This window comes from Giesbergeria anulus (assembly GCF_900111115.1).
GTDB lineage: Bacteria > Pseudomonadota > Gammaproteobacteria > Burkholderiales > Burkholderiaceae_C > Simplicispira > Simplicispira anulus.
Window position 1 is genome coordinate 363,888 of record NZ_FOGD01000002.1, and the last position, 16,328, is coordinate 380,215.

17 protein-coding genes are annotated in these 16,328 nt (G+C 59.0%); 6 read left to right on the forward strand and 11 right to left on the reverse strand.

The features are described from left to right. Positions 1 to 36: 36 nt before the first annotated feature. The 5 genes from scpB to surE are packed head-to-tail and all read right to left on the reverse strand — an operon-like array spanning position 37 to position 4,130. On the reverse strand, positions 37 to 648 hold the full coding sequence (gene scpB / locus BMX55_RS05560) for an SMC-Scp complex subunit ScpB (protein ID WP_091454124.1): 612 nt from the start codon (positions 646 to 648) through the stop codon (positions 37 to 39). Then, positions 645 to 1,685, reverse strand: a complete 1,041-nt coding sequence (locus BMX55_RS05565) for an RluA family pseudouridine synthase (RefSeq protein ID WP_245751292.1) — start codon at positions 1,683 to 1,685, stop codon at positions 645 to 647. Before BMX55_RS05565 ends, scpB begins: the two co-directional genes overlap by 4 nt. A 19-nt stretch (positions 1,686 to 1,704) precedes the next feature. Further along, positions 1,705 to 2,547, reverse strand: coding sequence for a peptidoglycan DD-metalloendopeptidase family protein (locus BMX55_RS05570; RefSeq protein ID WP_091454126.1), 843 nt, complete (start codon positions 2,545 to 2,547; stop codon positions 1,705 to 1,707). Positions 2,548 to 2,559: 12 nt separating this feature from the next. Next, positions 2,560 to 3,351, reverse strand: coding sequence for a protein-L-isoaspartate(D-aspartate) O-methyltransferase (locus tag BMX55_RS05575; protein ID WP_091454127.1), 792 nt, complete (start codon positions 3,349 to 3,351; stop codon positions 2,560 to 2,562). After that, positions 3,351 to 4,130 (reverse strand): 5'/3'-nucleotidase SurE, encoded by a 780-nt coding sequence (gene surE, locus BMX55_RS05580; protein ID WP_091454128.1) that lies wholly within the window; start codon positions 4,128 to 4,130, stop codon positions 3,351 to 3,353. Before surE ends, BMX55_RS05575 begins: the two co-directional genes overlap by 1 nt. Before the next feature lie 150 nt (positions 4,131 to 4,280). On the opposite strand from surE, the gene BMX55_RS05585 reads away from it, so the two are divergent. From BMX55_RS05585 to BMX55_RS05600, 4 genes are all read left to right on the forward strand, one after another. Continuing rightward, a complete protein-coding gene (locus BMX55_RS05585) occupies positions 4,281 to 5,825 on the forward strand; it encodes a GGDEF domain-containing protein (protein ID WP_091454130.1) in 1,545 nt (514 codons plus the stop codon). A gap of 22 nt (positions 5,826 to 5,847) precedes the next feature. Next, positions 5,848 to 7,716 (forward strand): gamma-glutamyltransferase family protein, encoded by a 1,869-nt coding sequence (locus tag BMX55_RS05590; protein ID WP_245751294.1) that lies wholly within the window; start codon positions 5,848 to 5,850, stop codon positions 7,714 to 7,716. Between the two features lie 163 nt (positions 7,717 to 7,879). Next, complete coding sequence (locus BMX55_RS05595) at positions 7,880 to 8,179, forward strand: H-NS histone family protein (protein WP_091454136.1); 300 nt, start codon at positions 7,880 to 7,882, stop codon at positions 8,177 to 8,179. Between the two features lie 109 nt (positions 8,180 to 8,288). After that, the gene (locus tag BMX55_RS05600; protein WP_091454140.1) at positions 8,289 to 9,494 is read left to right on the forward strand and encodes an FAD-dependent monooxygenase; all 1,206 of its coding nucleotides are present in this window, start codon (positions 8,289 to 8,291) and stop codon (positions 9,492 to 9,494) included. A 28-nt stretch (positions 9,495 to 9,522) separates the two neighbouring features. On the opposite strand, the gene kynB is transcribed toward BMX55_RS05600, so the two are convergent. From kynB to BMX55_RS05620, 4 genes are read right to left on the reverse strand one after another with little or no spacing between them, the layout of a single operon-like run. Further along, complete coding sequence (gene kynB, locus BMX55_RS05605) at positions 9,523 to 10,149, reverse strand: arylformamidase (RefSeq protein ID WP_091454143.1); 627 nt, start codon at positions 10,147 to 10,149, stop codon at positions 9,523 to 9,525. A gap of 8 nt (positions 10,150 to 10,157) precedes the next feature. After that, positions 10,158 to 10,478, reverse strand: coding sequence for a YkgJ family cysteine cluster protein (locus BMX55_RS05610; protein ID WP_091454147.1), 321 nt, complete (start codon positions 10,476 to 10,478; stop codon positions 10,158 to 10,160). After that, positions 10,475 to 11,398 carry an ornithine carbamoyltransferase gene (argF, locus tag BMX55_RS05615; protein WP_091454150.1) on the reverse strand — a complete coding sequence of 308 codons (924 nt, stop codon included), beginning with the start codon at positions 11,396 to 11,398 and terminating at the stop codon, positions 10,475 to 10,477. Before argF ends, BMX55_RS05610 begins: the two co-directional genes overlap by 4 nt. 15 nt (positions 11,399 to 11,413) lie before the next feature. Continuing rightward, complete coding sequence (locus BMX55_RS05620) at positions 11,414 to 12,610, reverse strand: aspartate aminotransferase family protein (protein ID WP_091454887.1); 1,197 nt, start codon at positions 12,608 to 12,610, stop codon at positions 11,414 to 11,416. Positions 12,611 to 12,839: 229 nt separating this feature from the next. On the opposite strand from BMX55_RS05620, the gene BMX55_RS05625 reads away from it, so the two are divergent. Further along, complete coding sequence (locus BMX55_RS05625; RefSeq protein WP_091454153.1) at positions 12,840 to 13,172, forward strand: DUF3579 domain-containing protein; 333 nt, start codon at positions 12,840 to 12,842, stop codon at positions 13,170 to 13,172. Between the two features lie 98 nt (positions 13,173 to 13,270). On the opposite strand, the gene rpsT is transcribed toward BMX55_RS05625, so the two are convergent. Beyond that, the gene (gene rpsT, locus BMX55_RS05630; RefSeq protein WP_091454156.1) at positions 13,271 to 13,570 is read right to left on the reverse strand and encodes a 30S ribosomal protein S20; all 300 of its coding nucleotides are present in this window, start codon (positions 13,568 to 13,570) and stop codon (positions 13,271 to 13,273) included. An 86-nt stretch (positions 13,571 to 13,656) separates the two neighbouring features. On the opposite strand from rpsT, the gene murJ reads away from it, so the two are divergent. Beyond that, positions 13,657 to 15,222 (forward strand): murein biosynthesis integral membrane protein MurJ, encoded by a 1,566-nt coding sequence (gene murJ / locus BMX55_RS05635; protein ID WP_091454890.1) that lies wholly within the window; start codon positions 13,657 to 13,659, stop codon positions 15,220 to 15,222. A gap of 23 nt (positions 15,223 to 15,245) precedes the next feature. Here murJ and BMX55_RS05640 read toward each other — a convergent pair whose 3' ends face one another. Then, positions 15,246 to 16,307 (reverse strand): AI-2E family transporter, encoded by a 1,062-nt coding sequence (locus BMX55_RS05640; protein ID WP_425432047.1) that lies wholly within the window; start codon positions 16,305 to 16,307, stop codon positions 15,246 to 15,248. Positions 16,308 to 16,328: the final 21 nt, after the last annotated feature.

The following is a 16,328-nucleotide window of genomic DNA, read 5'->3' on the forward strand; positions in this document are numbered from 1 at the left end:
AAAAAGAATAGCGCCTTTATGCCCGGTGCCTGATGGCTAGTGGACTTGCGGCGATATAGGCGTCATCGTGGGCAAACCATCGTCTGGCACCACCGACGCTAGGGTTTGCAAAACTTGCAAGGCACCAGACGGCTCCGAGGGGCTTTCTAGTGCCGGTAGCTGACTCAGGGACTGTAGCCCCAGATCATCAAGAAACTGGCGGGTAGTAGCCAGCAAGGCCGGGCGGCCTGCGGATTCGCGGTAGCCAATGGCTTCTACCCAGCCACGGTCTTCCAATTGCTTGATGATGAGGCTATTGACGGCAACACCCCGGATATCTTCAATATCGCCGCGCGTGACCGGCTGGCGATAAGCAATGATAGCCAAAGTTTCTAGCGCAGCACGCGAATAGCGGCTGGGCTTTTCGGGTTGCAACCGATCAAGAAACTCGCGCATCTGCGGCCTGCTCTGAAAACGCCAGCCCGAAGCCACCTGTACCAACTCTAGGCCGCGCTGTTGCCAGTCTTGTTGCAACTGTAGCAGCAGCGATTTGAGGGTGTCAGCCCCCAAAGCGCCGTCAAACAAGGCCCGCAACTCACGCAATTGCATGGGTTGGCTGCTGCACAACAGCACAGCTTCGAGAATCCGTTTGGCGTCCGCCGTATTCATGGCTTGGGTAAATCGGGATTGTAGCCCAGCCCCCACAAAGAGAGGGCTTGCTGCATATCGACAGGCAGTGGCGCACGCAAATCGAGCGCTTGGCCCGTGCCGGGATGGGTGAAGGCCAAGCGAAAAGCATGCAGGGCTTGGCGCTGCATTCCAGCACCTTCGCTGCCGCCATACAAGGCATCAGCCAGCAAGGGGTGGCCGATATGCGCCATGTGCACGCGAATTTGGTGTGTGCGCCCAGTATGCAAAGTGCATTGCACCAAACAGCCGGCATCCGCCTTGGCCAGCAATTGCACATCGGTTTTGGCCGTTTTCCCGGCATGGAGGGCCAAATCAACCACCGCCATACGCAGGCGGTTGCGCGGATCGCGGCCTATGGGGGCGTTCACGCTGCGCTGGGCCGCACCTTGCCAAGGCCGGTGCGCCAGCGCCAAATATTGGCGGCGCACCTCACGGGCAGCAATCATTTGCACCAAGGCATCCATGGTGCGGCGGTTGCGTGCCACCACCATCAGGCCACTGGTGTCTTTGTCCAGCCGGTGAACGATGCCTGCGCGCGGCATCAGGCTAGCCTGGGCATCACGGGCCAACAAGCCATTGAGCAGGGTGCCCGTCCAGTTGCCAGGGGCGGGATGCACCACCAGCCCGGCGGGTTTGTGCAGCACCAATAGGTCTGCATCTTCATAGACCACCTCTAGAGCCATCGGCTCAGGCTTGAAGGCTTGGCTTTGCAGCGTAGCCCGCATCTCTAGCAAGACTTGATCGCCCACCTTGATGCGCTGAGCTGCCTTGCTAGCCACTGCACCATTGAGCCGCACAGCGCCCTGCTCTAGCAGTTGTTGCAGATAGCTGCGCGAGAACTCTGGCACCGTGTCGGCCAAGGCACGGTCTAGGCGCTGGCCATGCTGGGCCAGCCCCATGCTCAGGGTGCGCAGTTCTGCTTCTGGCGCGACATCGGTGTCAAAATCAAACTCGGAAGAGGCGTCGGGCAACCCCGGCACTTCAGGCACCGGGGATGAAGGCAGTGTCGGCTTCATGAAACGGGTAGACCACTGCTCAACGGTTGGGCAGGTAACGCGATGGATCAACCGGCTTGCCCTGACGCCGGATTTCAAAGTGCAGCTTAACGCGGTCGGCATCGGTGCTGCCCATTTCGGCAATTTTTTGGCCCTTGCGCACCGACTGGTCTTCTTTGACCAGCAGGGTTTGGTTGTGGGCGTAGGCGGTTAAAAAGGTGTTGTTGTGTTTAAGGATGATGAGGTTGCCATAACCACGCAAACCAGCACCCGCGTACACCACCCGGCCATCGGCAGCAGCCATGACCGGATCACCAGCTTTGCCGCTGATGTCATAGCCTTTGTTGCGCGCCTCGTCAAAACCGGCCAGCAAAGAGCCACTGGCGGGCCAGATAAAGCCGACATCATCATCGCCACCGGATGCGGCGGGCGCTGGCTTGCTGACCACGGGTGCTGGGGTGGCCGCAGGCGCTTTGCTGTTGCTGGCCCCCGGTGCAATCACAGTGGTGACGACGGGGCGCGTGGTAACCACCGCCGGACTGTCAGGGGGAACGACGCGCAACACCTGCCCGACCTCAATCAGGTTGGGGTTATCGAGGTTGTTCCAGCGGGCCAGGTCTTTCCAGCTTTGGCCGCTTTCTAGGCCGATGCGGATCAGGGTGTCACTGGGTTTGACGGTGTAGTAACCGGGTTTACCGGCGTTTTCTGCACCGGGCAAGGGCTTGTCCGCAACGAGCACAGTGCCCGGCTGAGTGATAGCTACTCCGGCGGAGGTTCCCCGGTCTTCGACGGGTGCCTTGGTGAGCCGAGTGCCACAGCCAGAGAGCACCACCCCCGCCAGCGCCACAGAACCCCAGACCTTCAGGCCACGCGATACCAACATAAATCAATCCCTTTAGGCAATGCCTGATTTTAGAGGGACAAAATGCACCGACTCCAGAATGCTTTTTTTTAGCCCTTGGGGGGTTTTGTCCACTACCAGTAGCACCTGCTTGCCACCAGAGACTACGGTGGGCGCTACCAAGCGTCCGCCTACGGCCAGTTGTTCGCACCAGCTAGCGGGCAGGACGTCACCACCAGCAGCAGCAATAATGCCTGCATAGGGGGCCCCCTTGGGGTAGCCCAGCATACCGTCGCCCAACATCAGATGCACATTCATGAGCTGCATGGGGCGCAAATTGACGCGGGCGCGCTCGTGCAGGCCGCGCAAGCGCTCCATAGAATACACCTCACGGGCTAGGCGACTGAGCACAGCGGCTTGGTAACCGCAGCCGGTGCCTATCTCTAGTATCCGCCCTAGACCACCGGCAGATTTGGCGATTTCGGCCCCCAACAGCAGCTCGGCCATACGCGCGACAATGCTGGGTTTAGAGATGGTCTGGCCCAACCCGATGGGCAGGCTGGTGTCTTCGTAGGCTTGGTTGACCAGTCCGCTATCAACAAAACGGTGACGCTCTACCGCACCCATGGCTTGCAACACTGGCACAGAACTAATGCCGGCAGCGGCCAGCCTTTGTACCATGCGGGCGCGCACTGCTGCCGAATCCCTGCCCACCCCCACCGGGGTGGCCAAGAGCGGCAGGGCCGCCCCTGGCTTGCGCGGTGCTGGTGCAGGCACCGCTGCCGGTGTGTTACCCGAGAGCTGCGCAATACGGGCAGGAAACCCAGGCCGACGTGGCTGCTGCATCAGTCCCCCTTGTCTGGCGTGGCCGCCACGGGTGCCATTGCAACCGCTTGCCAAGCACCTAAGTGCTCGTAATCGGTCAAGTCCACGCGCAATGGCGTCAGGGAGACATGACCTTGTGCTGTGGCATAAAAATCAGTGCCTTCGCCGTTGTCTTTGGCAGCACCGGCACCACCAATCCAGTACATGGTCTCGCCACGCGGGCTTTGCTGGGTAATGACGCGCTCTGCTGCATGGCGTCTGCCCAAGCGACACCACTGCGCCGGGCGCAGCGCCTGCAAAGGCAAATTGGGAATGTTGACATTGAGCAACCAAGGCTCCAAACCGATGCGCTGCTGCGCTTGCAACTGCAACACGATCTGGCGGGCCTGTTGGGCCGCTGCTTCTAACTCGCCCCAACCTTTGTCTACCTGCGAGAACGCAATGGAGGGAATGCCAAACAAATAGCCCTCCATGGCTGCGCCCACAGTGCCAGAATAAATGGTGTCATCGCCCATGTTGGCCCCATTGTTGATGCCCGATACCACCAAATCGGGCCGGTAGCCGAGCAAGCCCGTCAGAGCAATATGCACACAATCAGCAGGGGTACCATTGACATAGCGAAACCCATTGGCCGCTGTGTGTACGTACAAGGGCGAATGCAGCGTCAGGGCATTGGATTTGGCACTGTTGTTGTGTTCTGGGGCCACCACCTCGACATCGGCCACAGCAGACAAGGCCGCATGGAGCGCCACAATGCCAGGGGCTTGGTAGCCGTCGTCGTTAGAAATAAGAATTTTCATGGCGGATAAGCTGGGGCAGAGTGACACCAATTGTAGGCGGCCCGTGTGGTAGGGTAACGGCTTGCAGCAACAGTGCTTTGCAAATGGGCAGTTTGTCTGCCACACTCGCTGGCCCTGCTGCCCCACTTTTCTTTGTACCGGTGCCCTGCTATGGCGCAACGCCCCCCTTCGGATATAGCGCGCGAAACCCTCAAACAATTGGCGGTGCGCCGCCTGTCGCCTACACCTGCCAATTATCAAGCACTGTATGACGAGATTGCAGAAGTGCGCTCGCCAGTGCCCTTTCCTGAAGGGCCACTGCGCTATATCCTGCGCGTTATTCCGGGGCAGACCCCAGCGCAAAAACGCCTGCTAGAGCAGTTTGAGTCTGCCGTAGCCCTGCACGATTGGGTCGGACTGCAAAATGTGCTGGTAGCCTATGCCAAGCTGGGCTTGCACCCCCTTGAAGCCAGCAACGCCGAGCCGCCACCGCCACCAGGCACCACCACCGCACTGGCCGTGGTACTGCCCAACGAGCTGGCAGAACAAATCGCTCGCATGGTCGAATACACACTTCCAGCACTAGACTCTGAGGACGCACGCGTACACATGCTGGGCGAGCAGTTGATTCAATTTTTGCGCCAGCCCCAGCCCCCGGCCAGCACGGCACAGCTCATGTTGGCCAACTTTAGCTACCGGCTCTCTTTTGCCACCGAAGACCAAGCCGCCATCCGCAGCACTCTGCTGGAGCTGCTGCACATGATTTTTCAGAACATTGCTGCCCTCAGTAGCGATGACCAATGGCTGACGGGTCAGGCCGAAGCGCTGATAGCCGCTACCTCACAAACTCTGTCACTGCGCCGCTTAGATGATGTGCGCCTGCGGCTCAAGGATGTGATTTTTAAGCAAACTGAGGCCAAGGGCCGCATGGTAGAAGCCCAAGAGCAAATGAAGGAGCTACTGGCGGTGTTTATTGACCGGCTAGCCACCTTTAGCCAAAGCAGTGGTCAATACCAAGAACAGATCGAACGTTGTGCTGCACAATTGGAGAAGGCCACGGCACTGCACGAGATTACCCCGGTGCTCAAAGAAGTGATGGCGGCCACCCGGTCACTGGCACTCGATAGCCGCGTGGCCCACGGCGAGCTGTCCGATCTGCGCCAGCGCACCGAAGAAAAGCAAGCCGAAATGGCCCGACTGCAACAAGAGCTCGATCGCGTCAGCGCCCAAGCCCGCCACGACCCACTCACCGGCACCCTCAACCGTAAAGGACTCGATGAGGTCATGGAGCGCGAGTTGGCCCGTGCCCGTCGCCAAGGCACTCCGCTGTGCTTTGCCCTGCTTGATGTAGACAACTTCAAACAGATCAATGACACCCTTGGGCATGAGACTGGGGATGCCGCACTGGTGCATCTGGCCGACGTGGTGCGTGAAGTGATGCGCCCCCAAGACATGCTGGCACGTTACGGTGGCGAGGAATTTGTGCTTGTGCTACCAGACACCACCCTAGTGAAAGGTATGGATGCTATGCAACGCCTGCAACGCGAGTTGAGCACCCGGTTTTTCTTGCAAGGGCCAGAAAAAGTATTGATTACCTTCAGTGCTGGAGTGGCAGAAATCGAGAGTGGCGAGACCAGCACTGAGGCCCTGCGCCGCGCCGATCAGGGTATGTATTTAGCCAAGCGCACAGGCAAAAACCGGGTCATGGCAGCCTGAACAAAGCCACGCCTCCTTTGCTATGTCCATAAGCCATACTTTGCCAAGGGCGCAAATGGTATGGCGGCGCACCCTCACCACGCTGGCGGTGGCTAGCAGCATGGGGCTGCTGGCTTGTGCTGGTTTGCCCCAACGCAGCCCAGACGGCGGCCCGGCCCCGTTGCAGCCTGAAGCCGCCTCAGGCTATACCCCCAAACCCGGCTGGGCCTATCCGCGCTTTGCCGTGGCAGCAGCCCATCCCTTGGCCGTACAGGCGGGCCAACAAATGCTCCAAGCCGGAGGCACGGCAATAGATGCTGCCGTGGCGGTACAAATGGTGCTGTCACTGGTAGAACCCCAATCGAGTGGCATTGGCGGCGGTGCCTTTTTGCTCTATGCCGATGGAGTGCAGGTACAAGCATACGATGGCCGTGAAACTGCTCCAGCCGGTGTGCATGAGCGCTGGTTTTTACGCCCAGATGGTCAACCACTGGGGTTTCATGATGCCGCAGTGGGAGGCCGAGCAGTGGGGGTGCCCGGCATGGTGCGTATGCTAGAGCTAGCGCACCGCGAGCATGGTCGCTTACCGTGGGGAGCGTTGCTACAACCAGCCATTGCACTGGCCGAGCAGGGCTTTGCCATTGGCCCCCGTTTGCACCAACTACTGGGACAAGATCGTTTTTTAGCCCAAGACCCGGTAGCACGAGCCTATTTTTATGATCCACAGGGCCTGCCTTGGCCCGTAGGGCATGTGCTGCGCAACCCTGAACTGGCCGTGGTGTTGCGGGCCGTGGCCCAACACGGGGCACAAGCCTTGCACGAGGGGGCCATTGCCCAAGCCATTGTGGCCAAGGTGCAAAGCCACGCCCACAACCCCGGCACCCTCAGCCTGGCCGATTTAGCGGCCTACCAGCCGCGCAAACGCCAAGCCCTGTGCAGTAACTACACAGCGCAAACGCGCAGTTATTGGCTCTGTGGCTTTCCTCCACCCAGTGCGGGCGGCATCGCAGTGGGGCAAATTTTAGGCATCCTGCAACACACCGCCGCTGCCACCATGCCATTGCAAAATGGTGCTCCCTCAGCGCAGTGGTTACACCACTACCACGAAGCAGCCAGACTGGCTTGGGCCGACCGGGCGCTGTATGTTGCAGACCCAGACTTTGTCCCGGCACCAGCTAGCCATTGGGCCAGCCTACTGGAGCCCAGCTATTTGGCTGAACGCGCCCGCCTGATTGGCCCACAACCCATGAAAACTGCGCCCGCAGGACAACCAGCCAGCACCAGCACAGCCCGCTACGCGCCAATGCCTGAACAAGCAGAATATGGCACCAGCCACATCAGCATTGCCGACGCTGAGGGCCACACTTTGGCCATGACCAGTTCTATTGAAGACCAATTTGGTGCCCGCCAGATGGTCAGTACCAACCACCAGCGCTTGGGCGGGTTTTTGCTTAATAACCAACTGACCGATTTCAGTTTTACGCCCACAGATATCAACGGACAGCCGATTGCCAACCGCATCGAACCGGGCAAACGACCGCGCTCTTCAATGGCCCCCACCTTGGTGCTTGACGCCCAGAGCGGTCAGGTACTGGCCAGTGCCGGTAGCCCTGGTGGTGCCCTTATCATCCATTACACCGCCAAGGCCCTGCACGGTATGTTGCAGTGGGGCTTGTCACCACAGCAAGCGATTGACCTGCCCAATTTTGGCACCTTGGGCGGGCCTTTATTACTAGAAACCGGGCGTTTTGACACCAGCACGCTGCAAGAACTGCAAACCCACGGTAGTCCATTCAAGTCCACGCCGATGACCAGCGGTTTGCATATTTTGCACCGTGGTCAATCCAATGGCCAGCCAGTATGGCAAGGTGGTGCAGACCCGCGCCGTGAAGGTATTGTGTTGGGCAATTGACCCGTACACACACCTCTTTACAGTTTGTACACACATACACCTTGTGGATGCAGGAACCGGGCATATATCCATCGAGATCCTGTGTATTTGAATGGGTTTATGGTGCAAGGCGCACACTTACGATAATATAATGGCTTCCTTTTAATCCCTTATTGCAAACATCATGTCCAATTACAAAGAACTCCTGAAGAAACGCGACATTCTTGAAGCCGAAATCCAAGAAGCCCGTCGTGCTGAGTTGGGTGCAGCACTGCAAACCGTGCGTGCTTTGGTGAATGAATTCCAATTGACCGAAGCGCAAGTTTTTGCTGCTCCACGTGGCCGTGGTGCGCTGCCTGGTGCCAATGCTGGCACCAAAGTAGCCCCTAAGTACCGTGATCCAGCTACTGGCCAAACTTGGACTGGCCGTGGCAAGGCCCCGAAATGGATTCAAGGCCAAAACCGCGAGCAATTCGTCATTTAATAGCCTGCCAGCCCTGTCCACTTGAGCGGATAGGGCTGTTTTTTCTCCAGTGCCCGCATAAAAATCCTACCAGCACATACAACACACACCCGTGTGGACTCAATTTGGCATGAGAAAACAAGTCTTGATTGCCGGTGGGGGTATTGGCGGAATGGCATCTGCACTGGGGGCTGTGCGTGCTGGCTGGGATGTTCGTTTATACGAACGCGCTTTGACATTCACTGAAGTGGGTGCCGGTGTGCAACTGGGCCCGAATGTCGTGCGTTGTTTACAAGCCTGGGGATTACAACAGGGTTTGCAAGCCGTAGCAGCATTTCCTGATCGTTTACAGGTACGCAGCGCACTCAGTGGCCAAACTTTGGGCACGCTGCCACTAGGCACGCAAACCATACAGTCTTATGGTGCCGCTTACGCGACCATTCACCGTGCTGATTTGCACCAGTTATTGCTAGATGCTGTGCGCACTTGCTCTGAGGTACAACTCAATCAAGGCATCGCTATCGACAGCTATACCCAATCCGATAGCGTAGTACTGGTACGCACCAGCCAAGGTAAAGATATTGAAGGTGATGCACTGATCGGTGCCGACGGCGTACGCAGCCGTATCCGCACCCAATTACTGGCCGATGGCCCACCGCGCAGCACCGGCCATTTGGCCTACCGAGCACTAGCGCGCCAAGCTGCCTTGCCCAAACGCCTGCGCACCCAGCAAGTCACTGCTTGGCTAGGCCCACGTTTGCATGTCGTGCAATACCCGGTACGTCGGGGAGAATGGCAAAATCTGGTGGTCATTGTGCAAGGCCCGGCCCCCGATGATCTGGAGCACTGGAACCATGCCGCCAACGCGGCTGATTTGGCCCAAGCCTTGGCCGGAACCTGCACCGCCTTACAAGACATCATTCGTGCTGTGCCCGCCACCGGCCAAGGCTGGCGGCTCTGGCCCTTGGCCGACCGCCCCCCGGTGCGCCATGCCGACCAAATGGCACAGGGGCTGATAGCCTTGCTGGGCGATGCCGCCCACCCTATGCGCCCCTATTTGGCGCAAGGCGCAGGCATGGCTATTGAAGATGCAGTGCAACTACAAAATGCGCTATCCATGCACGACCTCGAAGTGTCCTTGCGTCTGCGCCGCTATGCGCTCAACCGCTGGCAACGCAACGCACGGGTGCAGGCACGCTCGCAGCGCAATGGGCGCATTTTTCATGCCACTGGGCTGGTGCGCTGGGGGCGTGATCTGTCAATGCGCCTCTTAGGTGAGCGCCTGCTAGATGTGCCTTGGCTCTACAGCGGCGGCCCGATGCAACACCATTTCTAAGGGCTTAGGGCCGTTATCTTTATTGGTATCAGGCAAGGCTACGCAACACAGCGCGCACTGGCGAGGCATCGGCCTGTGTCAAGCGCAAGGGCAGGGCAATCAGCTCATAGTCGCCCTCTGGCACCGCATCGAGCAGCAAGTTTTCTAGCACACGCAGGCCACGCCGCCACAGCACTTGGTGGCAGGGCAATAGAGCGCTGTCTGCCAAGTCCACGCTGGCGCTATCGGTGCCCACCAACAACACACCGGCATCAGCCAAGCGCTCTAACGTGTCTGGCGCAAAGGCTGTTAAGCACGCATCCCACTGCGTCGGGGCTTGATGGTAGGTGCGCACCAACACACGCGGAGGCAAATCAACCAGCGCATGGGCCAAATGCTGCCACTCAATGAACGGGCCACAGGCCATCACATGGATGACGCGGCACGGCCCAATAAAAGGCTCCAGCGCCAGCAGGCCCACGGCAGCGCCATCGACGGCATAGTGCAAAGGAGCATCAGCATGGGTGCCGACATGCGGTGACAGGGTGATGGCGCTGAGATTGACCGGGCCATCGTCGGGCAGGCGAGCGCACCAGCGCTGCGTATAAGCCACATCACCCGGATACACCGGGCTACCCGGATGCACCGGGGCCGAAATATCCCAGAGCTGGCGCATGGCGTGCGTTAAAGCACCGGCCCTTGCAGCGCGGGCAAGCCGTGGCGCTGGCGGGCCTTGTCACAGGCAGGATCACCCGCCGCAAACTCGCGGCAAGGTGACGGACGCCACTCGTAAATGCCGCAGGCCACTTTTTCACCAATCTTGCCCGTCAAGGCAACGCAACGCACCCGCAAATGATCCGTGCCGCGCATCCGACAGAGGGTGTCGGTAATGGTATCGGCCAAGCCATCAGGCACCTTGCCACCGCGCTCTTGCAGCTCGTATACCGAAAAATCGACACGAAAGCTAGCGCAGCAAGCCCCGCAACTCAGGCAAGGATGGCTCATGCGCTTTGGCGTCCCAGCAGCAGATACTCCATCAGGGCCTTTTGCGCATGCATACGGTTTTCGGCCTCATCCCAGACCACCGATTGCGGGCCATCAATCACCTCTGCTGTCACTTCTTCGCCCCGGTGGGCAGGCAGGCAGTGCATAAACAGGGCATCGGGCTGGGCCAGCGCCATCATCTCGGCATTGACGCACCAGTCGGCAAAAGCAGCCTTACGCGCTTCATTCTCAGCCTCGTAACCCATGCTCGTCCAGACATCAGTAGTCACCAAATCAGCGCCCCGGCAGGCATCGAGCGGGTTGCTGAAAAACTGGTAACTGCCCGCGCTGGCACCACTGGCTCCCATCGCCAATTGCTCATCCACTTCGTAACCACGCGGCGTACTCACATGGACTTTAAAGCCCAACAACTGCGCCGCCTGCAACCAGGTATTGGCCATGTTGTTGCCATCACCCACCCAAGCCACGGTTTTGCCAGCAATGCTGCCCCGGTGCTCAATAAAGGTGAAAATATCGGCCAAAATTTGGCAGGGATGAAACTCATTGGTCAGACCATTGATAACCGGCACGCGCGAGTGTGCGGCAAATCGCTCGATTTTTGTCTGCTCAAACGTGCGGATCATCACCAAATCGACCATGCGGCTAATCACGCGCGCTGAATCCTCAATCGGTTCGGCCCGACCCAACTGGCTGTCGCCAGTGGTCAAATGCACCACACTACCACCGAGCTGGTACATACCGGCCTCAAAACTGACGCGGGTGCGGGTGCTGGCCTTTTCAAAAATCATTGCCAGCGTGCGATCGACCAGCGGGCGGTGCTTTTCGTAGGCTTTGAACTTGTGTTTGATGAGGGCGGCACGCTCAAACAGGTAAGCGTACTCGTCGGCGCTCAAGTCGTTAAATTGCAGGTAATGTTTCATCAGATTTGCGCGCTTTCAGGCAGCCAAGAAAGCCTTGACCAACGGGGTCAGTAGGGCGACGATCGAGTCCGCTTCTGCCTCGGTGAGGATCAGTGGTGGCACCAAACGGATCACGCTGTCAGCCGTTACGCTAATCAGCAGACCCGAATCCGCTGCCACCCCGACCAAAGCACCGCAGGGCTTAGCCAACTCGACACCAATCATCAGGCCCATGCCGCGCACGTCAGTGACACCCTCGACATGGCCCAGCGCTTGTTGCAGGCTATTTTTGAGGTAAGCGCCCACTTTGGCGGCGTTGTCTAGCAAGCCCTCTTCTTCAATGATGCTCAGGGTCTCTACACAGGCGCGCATGGCCAGCGGATTGCCGCCAAAGGTACTGCCGTGGTTGCCCGGCTGCAACACATGGGCTGCCTTAGGGCCGGCCACCAATGCACCCACAGGCACACCAGAGCCTAGACCCTTGGCCAACGTCATCACGTCGGGCACGATACCGGCCCACTGGTGGGCAAACCACTTGCCAGTGCGGCCCACACCGGTTTGCACTTCGTCAATCATCAGCAGCCAGCCGCGCTCGTCACAAAGCTGGCGCACCTGTTGCAGGTACTCTAGGCGCATGGGGTGCAGGCCGCCCTCGCCCTGAATGGTTTCCAAAAATACCGCCGTGATGTTCGGATTACCTTCGGTGGCCTTTTTCAGTGCTTCAATGTCATCCTTAGGCACGCGGATAAAGCCTTCGACCAGCGGCGCAAACCCAGCTTGGATTTTGGGGTTGCCGGTGGCCGACAGCGTGGCAATGGAGCGGCCATGAAAGGCTTTCTCATAGACCACCACCTCAGCGCGCTCAATGCCCTTGTCGTGGCCGTATTTGCGCGCCATTTTGAGCGCTGCCTCATTGGCCTCTAGTCCAGAGTTGCAAAAGAAAACATTGCTCATGCCAGTCAATGCGACCAGCTTGGCAGCCAGCGTCTCTTGGTGTGGCACATGATAGTAGTTGGAGGTGTGGATCAGCTGCGTGAGCTGTTCTTGCAAAGCAGACACCAGTTTGGGGTGGTTGTGCCCCAAAGTATTGACGGCAATACCCGCCAGTGCATCCAAATACAATTTTTCATTCACATCCCAAACATGGCAGCCCTGGCCGTGCGAGAGCGCAATGGGCACACGGCCATAGGTGTTCATCACGTGGGGCGAGGTGGCCTCAATGAAAGCGGTCATGCAGAAATCTCCAGACAGGGCAGACAACGGGCCGCAAGCCTTTGCAGCCCCAAAGAACGCTGATTCTAGTGGCGCAAAATGTCTGGCACGGCTGTTGCGTGCAATCTGACCCATCAGGACGGTGCGGTGCAAACGCTTCACTCTTATACAAGAGTTAGAATCACGCACCACGCCACCCCCCCCCGCAGCGATCCTGCCCTGGCCGTTCCACTACCCTTGCTTTACCCAGATGGCTTCTCCTTCCACCCAAGAGGTTTTCATTCAGGGCATCACCCACAGCGGAAAAACCTTTCGTCCCAGCGATTGGGCCGAGCGCCTCGCAGGCGTCATGGGCCAGTTTCGCCCTGGCGGTGCCCAGCCCGGTAGCCACCTCAGCTATTCTCCTTGGTGCGTGCCCACCGTGATCCACGGTGTCAAATGTGTCATTGTCAATCGTGCCTTGCGCGACCACGAGCCTATGGCTTGGGACTTTGTCATGAACTTTGCACGCGACAACGATTTACAGGTGGCCGAGGCTTGCCTGCTACCCGACCCGCCCCCCGCTGCTGCCAAGCGCCCATAAAAAAACCGCCCAAAGGCGGTTTTTTCATTTTGCGGACAGCGCACCCAGTGCAAACGGCAGACGGGCTTAGCCCATCCGTGCGATTTGCCTGAAGAGGCTCAGGCGGCCAGTGCCAGGGCCTTGACCTTGGCAGACAGACGGCTCTTGTCGCGAGCGGCCTTGTTCTTGTGGAAGATGCCCTTGTCGGCCACGTTGTCCACCACAGATTGCATCTTGGCAAACAGTTCGGCAGCCTTGGTCTTGTCGCCAGCCAGAACAGCCTTTTCGACGTTCTTGACAGCGGTACGGTATTTGGAACGCAGCGAGGTGTTGGCTGCGTTCAGTTTGGTGTCTTGGCGGACGCGCTTGCGGCCAGATGCCAGACGGGGGTTCTTTTTCTTGGGTTTAGCGGATGCCATTGTGTGTATTCCTTGTGTTCGAGGATGATGCCAGCAAAGCCCACGATTGTAGCCCATTGCCCCCTGCCAGCGCATACACTGGCGCGGTGTCACTGCTCAAATCCGCCTCCACCGTTTCCCTGCTCACCCTGGCCTCGCGCGTTACGGGGTTGGCACGCGACCTCATCATGGCCTCGATGTTTGGCGCTAGTGCGCTCACCGATGCCTTTAATGTGGCCTTTCGCATTCCCAACTTGTTTCGGCGCTTGTTTGCCGAAGGGGCTTTTAGCCAAGCCTTTGTGCCGGTGCTGGCTGCGGCCAAAACCCAGCATGGTGAGGAGGCCACCCGCCTGCTAATCCACCATGTGGCTACCGTACTGGCGTGGATACTGGTGCTGACTTGTATTTTGGGTGTGGCCGGAGCGCCCATTTTGGTCTGGATGCTGGCCAGCGGCTTGCGCCAAAGTGGCGAAGGTTTTGATGCCGCAGTCCACATGACGCGCTGGATGTTTCCGTACATTGGCTGTATGTCGATGGTGGCACTGTCTGCCGGGGTGCTCAACACTTGGAAGCGCTTTGCCGTGCCAGCAGCCACGCCAGTACTGCTCAATCTGTGCATGATCGTGGCCGCTTGGCTGGGCGCACCACTGCTGGCCGCTCGCGGCATCGAACCCATTTACGCGATGGCAGGTGGGGTGATGGCAGGCGGTGTACTGCAACTGGCGGTGCAGGTGCCTGCGCTGCACCGCTTGGGTCTACTGCCGCATATCGGCCTGACATGGACAGCCCTGCGCACGGCTTGGCAAGATGCCGATGTGCGCCGCATATTGCGCCTGATGGCACCGGCTCTGCTGGGGGTAGGGGTGGCCCAGATTTCGCTGATGATTAACACCCAAATTGCCTCTTATTTGGCACCGGGCAGCGTGACTTGGCTGTTTTATGCCGACCGGCTGATGGAGTTTCCCACCGCCCTGTTGGGCGTAGCCTTGGGTGTGGTGCTCACGCCACAATTGGCCGCTGCCAAAGCAGCCGGTGATGCCGAGCGTTATTCGGCCATGCTCGATTGGGGGCTGCGCATTGTGCTGTTGCTGGCGGTACCCTGTGCCATTGGATTACTGGCGTTTGCCCGCCCGCTGGTGGCTACGCTGTTTCACTATGGCGCGCTGCAAGACAGTGATGTGCAACAAATTGCACTGGCCCTGACCGGCTATGGTGCGGGGCTGCTAGGGCTGGTAGCCATCAAGGTGTTGGCCCCCGGCTACTATGCCAGCCAAGACATTCGTACCCCAGTGAAGATCGCGGTGGTGGTGCTGGTCATCACCCAACTGCTCAATGTGGCCTTGGTGCCTTGGCTGGCCCATACAGGTCTAGCACTGTCGATTGGGCTGGGGGCGTTGGTCAATGCCCTGTGGCTGCTGCTGGGTCTATTGCGCCGAGGCAGCTACCGCCCCCTGCCCGGCTGGGGCCGCTACGCCTTGCAGGTGGGCACCGCCAGCATATTGCTGGCCGCCTTTTTACTGTGGGGAGAAGCGCGGTTTGATTGGATTGCCCTGCGCAGCCACAGTGGGGAGCGAGTGGGCCTATTGGCCTTGCTGCTGTGCGCGTCGGTGGGGCTGTATTTTGGCGTGCTGCGCTTGGCAGGTCTGAATTTGCGCCAAACGCTACGCCGCTGAACGCAGCGGGCAAAGGATCTTTGCTAAACCAGTCTGGCGGTGCTCAATTCTTTTTTCAGATAGGCATAAAACAAGGGGGCAGCCACCAACCCTGCCGGGCCAAACACCGCCTCGGCAACAAACATCACGCTCAAGAGCTCCCAAACACCCATGTGGGTGCGTTGGCCCACCACCTTGGCGTTAATCACGTATTCGGCCTTGTGAATCAACACCAAAAAGCCCAAACAAGCCAAAGCTGCCACAGGCGAGACCGACAAGCCCACCACAGTGATAATGGCGTTGCAAAGCAAATTGCCCACAATCGGTACTAGCCCGGCGATAAAAGTGATGGTGATCAACACTGGGGTATAGGGCAATGCCATATCCCAAAGTGGCAACACCACCAGCAAGAAAATAGCCGTCAGCAAGGTGTTAAAGGCGGCAATCCAGAACTGTGCCGCCACAATCTGCCTAAACGCATCGCCAAACAGGGCAATGCGCAACACCAGCTCTTGGGCCAAAGGGCCTCGCACGCCATGAATGTGGCGCACCGCCGCCAAAGCACCAATCAACATCCCCACATAGGCAAACAGCAAACCGCTCAACCAAACCCGCCCAGCCAGCGCCAGTGCCCCTGCTTTAGCCCCCAAATAGCTGGCAATCGCCCGTTGGATTTCCTGCGCCCCAGCGGGCAACTGTTCAGCCATATCGTGGGGCAACTTTTCGCGCAACTCCAGTACGGTGCGTGCCATGTAATCGAGCAGTTCACGGTACTGCTGCGGGGCTTCGACCAGATAACCGCGTGAGTGTGATAACCCAAGCCCCAGCAAGGCCAGCGGTGACAACATCACCAGTGCCGCCGCCAGCACCTGTGCCCAGCGGGGCACACCGGTGCGCCCCGGCACAGGGCGGGCCAACAGGGCAAAACGCGGGGCCAGCCAGCGGGTGAGCAAAAACCCAAGGCAAACACACAACAGCCCCGGCAATAGGCCACGCCACATGATGAGCAGCAAGGCTGCCGCCATCAGCAGATAGCTACTGAGCACCACCCCCGGCGGGCTGCCTTGTTGTGCAGCAAAAGGAGGCGCTGTGTCGGCAGAGGACACTAAGGCCGGAACAGGGGGCGG

What these genes read in the sequence shown, in the direction of transcription:
- scpB (WP_091454124.1), bottom strand. Translation starts at nt 648, where the DNA reads ATGAATACGGCGGACGCCAAACGGATTCTCGAAGCTGTGCTGTTGTGC.
- BMX55_RS05565 (WP_245751292.1), bottom strand. Translation starts at nt 1,685, where the DNA reads ATGAAGCCGACACTGCCTTCATCCCCGGTGCCTGAAGTGCCGGGGTTG.
- BMX55_RS05570 (WP_091454126.1), bottom strand. Translation starts at nt 2,547, where the DNA reads ATGTTGGTATCGCGTGGCCTGAAGGTCTGGGGTTCTGTGGCGCTGGCG.
- BMX55_RS05575 (WP_091454127.1), bottom strand. Translation starts at nt 3,351, where the DNA reads ATGCAGCAGCCACGTCGGCCTGGGTTTCCTGCCCGTATTGCGCAGCTC.
- surE (WP_091454128.1), bottom strand. Translation starts at nt 4,130, where the DNA reads ATGAAAATTCTTATTTCTAACGACGACGGCTACCAAGCCCCTGGCATT.
- BMX55_RS05585 (WP_091454130.1), top strand. Translation starts at nt 4,281, where the DNA reads ATGGCGCAACGCCCCCCTTCGGATATAGCGCGCGAAACCCTCAAACAA.
- BMX55_RS05590 (WP_245751294.1), top strand. Translation starts at nt 5,848, where the DNA reads ATGTCCATAAGCCATACTTTGCCAAGGGCGCAAATGGTATGGCGGCGC.
- BMX55_RS05595 (WP_091454136.1), top strand. Translation starts at nt 7,880, where the DNA reads ATGTCCAATTACAAAGAACTCCTGAAGAAACGCGACATTCTTGAAGCC.
- BMX55_RS05600 (WP_091454140.1), top strand. Translation starts at nt 8,289, where the DNA reads ATGAGAAAACAAGTCTTGATTGCCGGTGGGGGTATTGGCGGAATGGCA.
- kynB (WP_091454143.1), bottom strand. Translation starts at nt 10,149, where the DNA reads ATGCGCCAGCTCTGGGATATTTCGGCCCCGGTGCATCCGGGTAGCCCG.
- BMX55_RS05610 (WP_091454147.1), bottom strand. Translation starts at nt 10,478, where the DNA reads ATGAGCCATCCTTGCCTGAGTTGCGGGGCTTGCTGCGCTAGCTTTCGT.
- argF (WP_091454150.1), bottom strand. Translation starts at nt 11,398, where the DNA reads ATGAAACATTACCTGCAATTTAACGACTTGAGCGCCGACGAGTACGCT.
- BMX55_RS05620 (WP_091454887.1), bottom strand. Translation starts at nt 12,610, where the DNA reads ATGACCGCTTTCATTGAGGCCACCTCGCCCCACGTGATGAACACCTAT.
- BMX55_RS05625 (WP_091454153.1), top strand. Translation starts at nt 12,840, where the DNA reads ATGGCTTCTCCTTCCACCCAAGAGGTTTTCATTCAGGGCATCACCCAC.
- rpsT (WP_091454156.1), bottom strand. Translation starts at nt 13,570, where the DNA reads ATGGCATCCGCTAAACCCAAGAAAAAGAACCCCCGTCTGGCATCTGGC.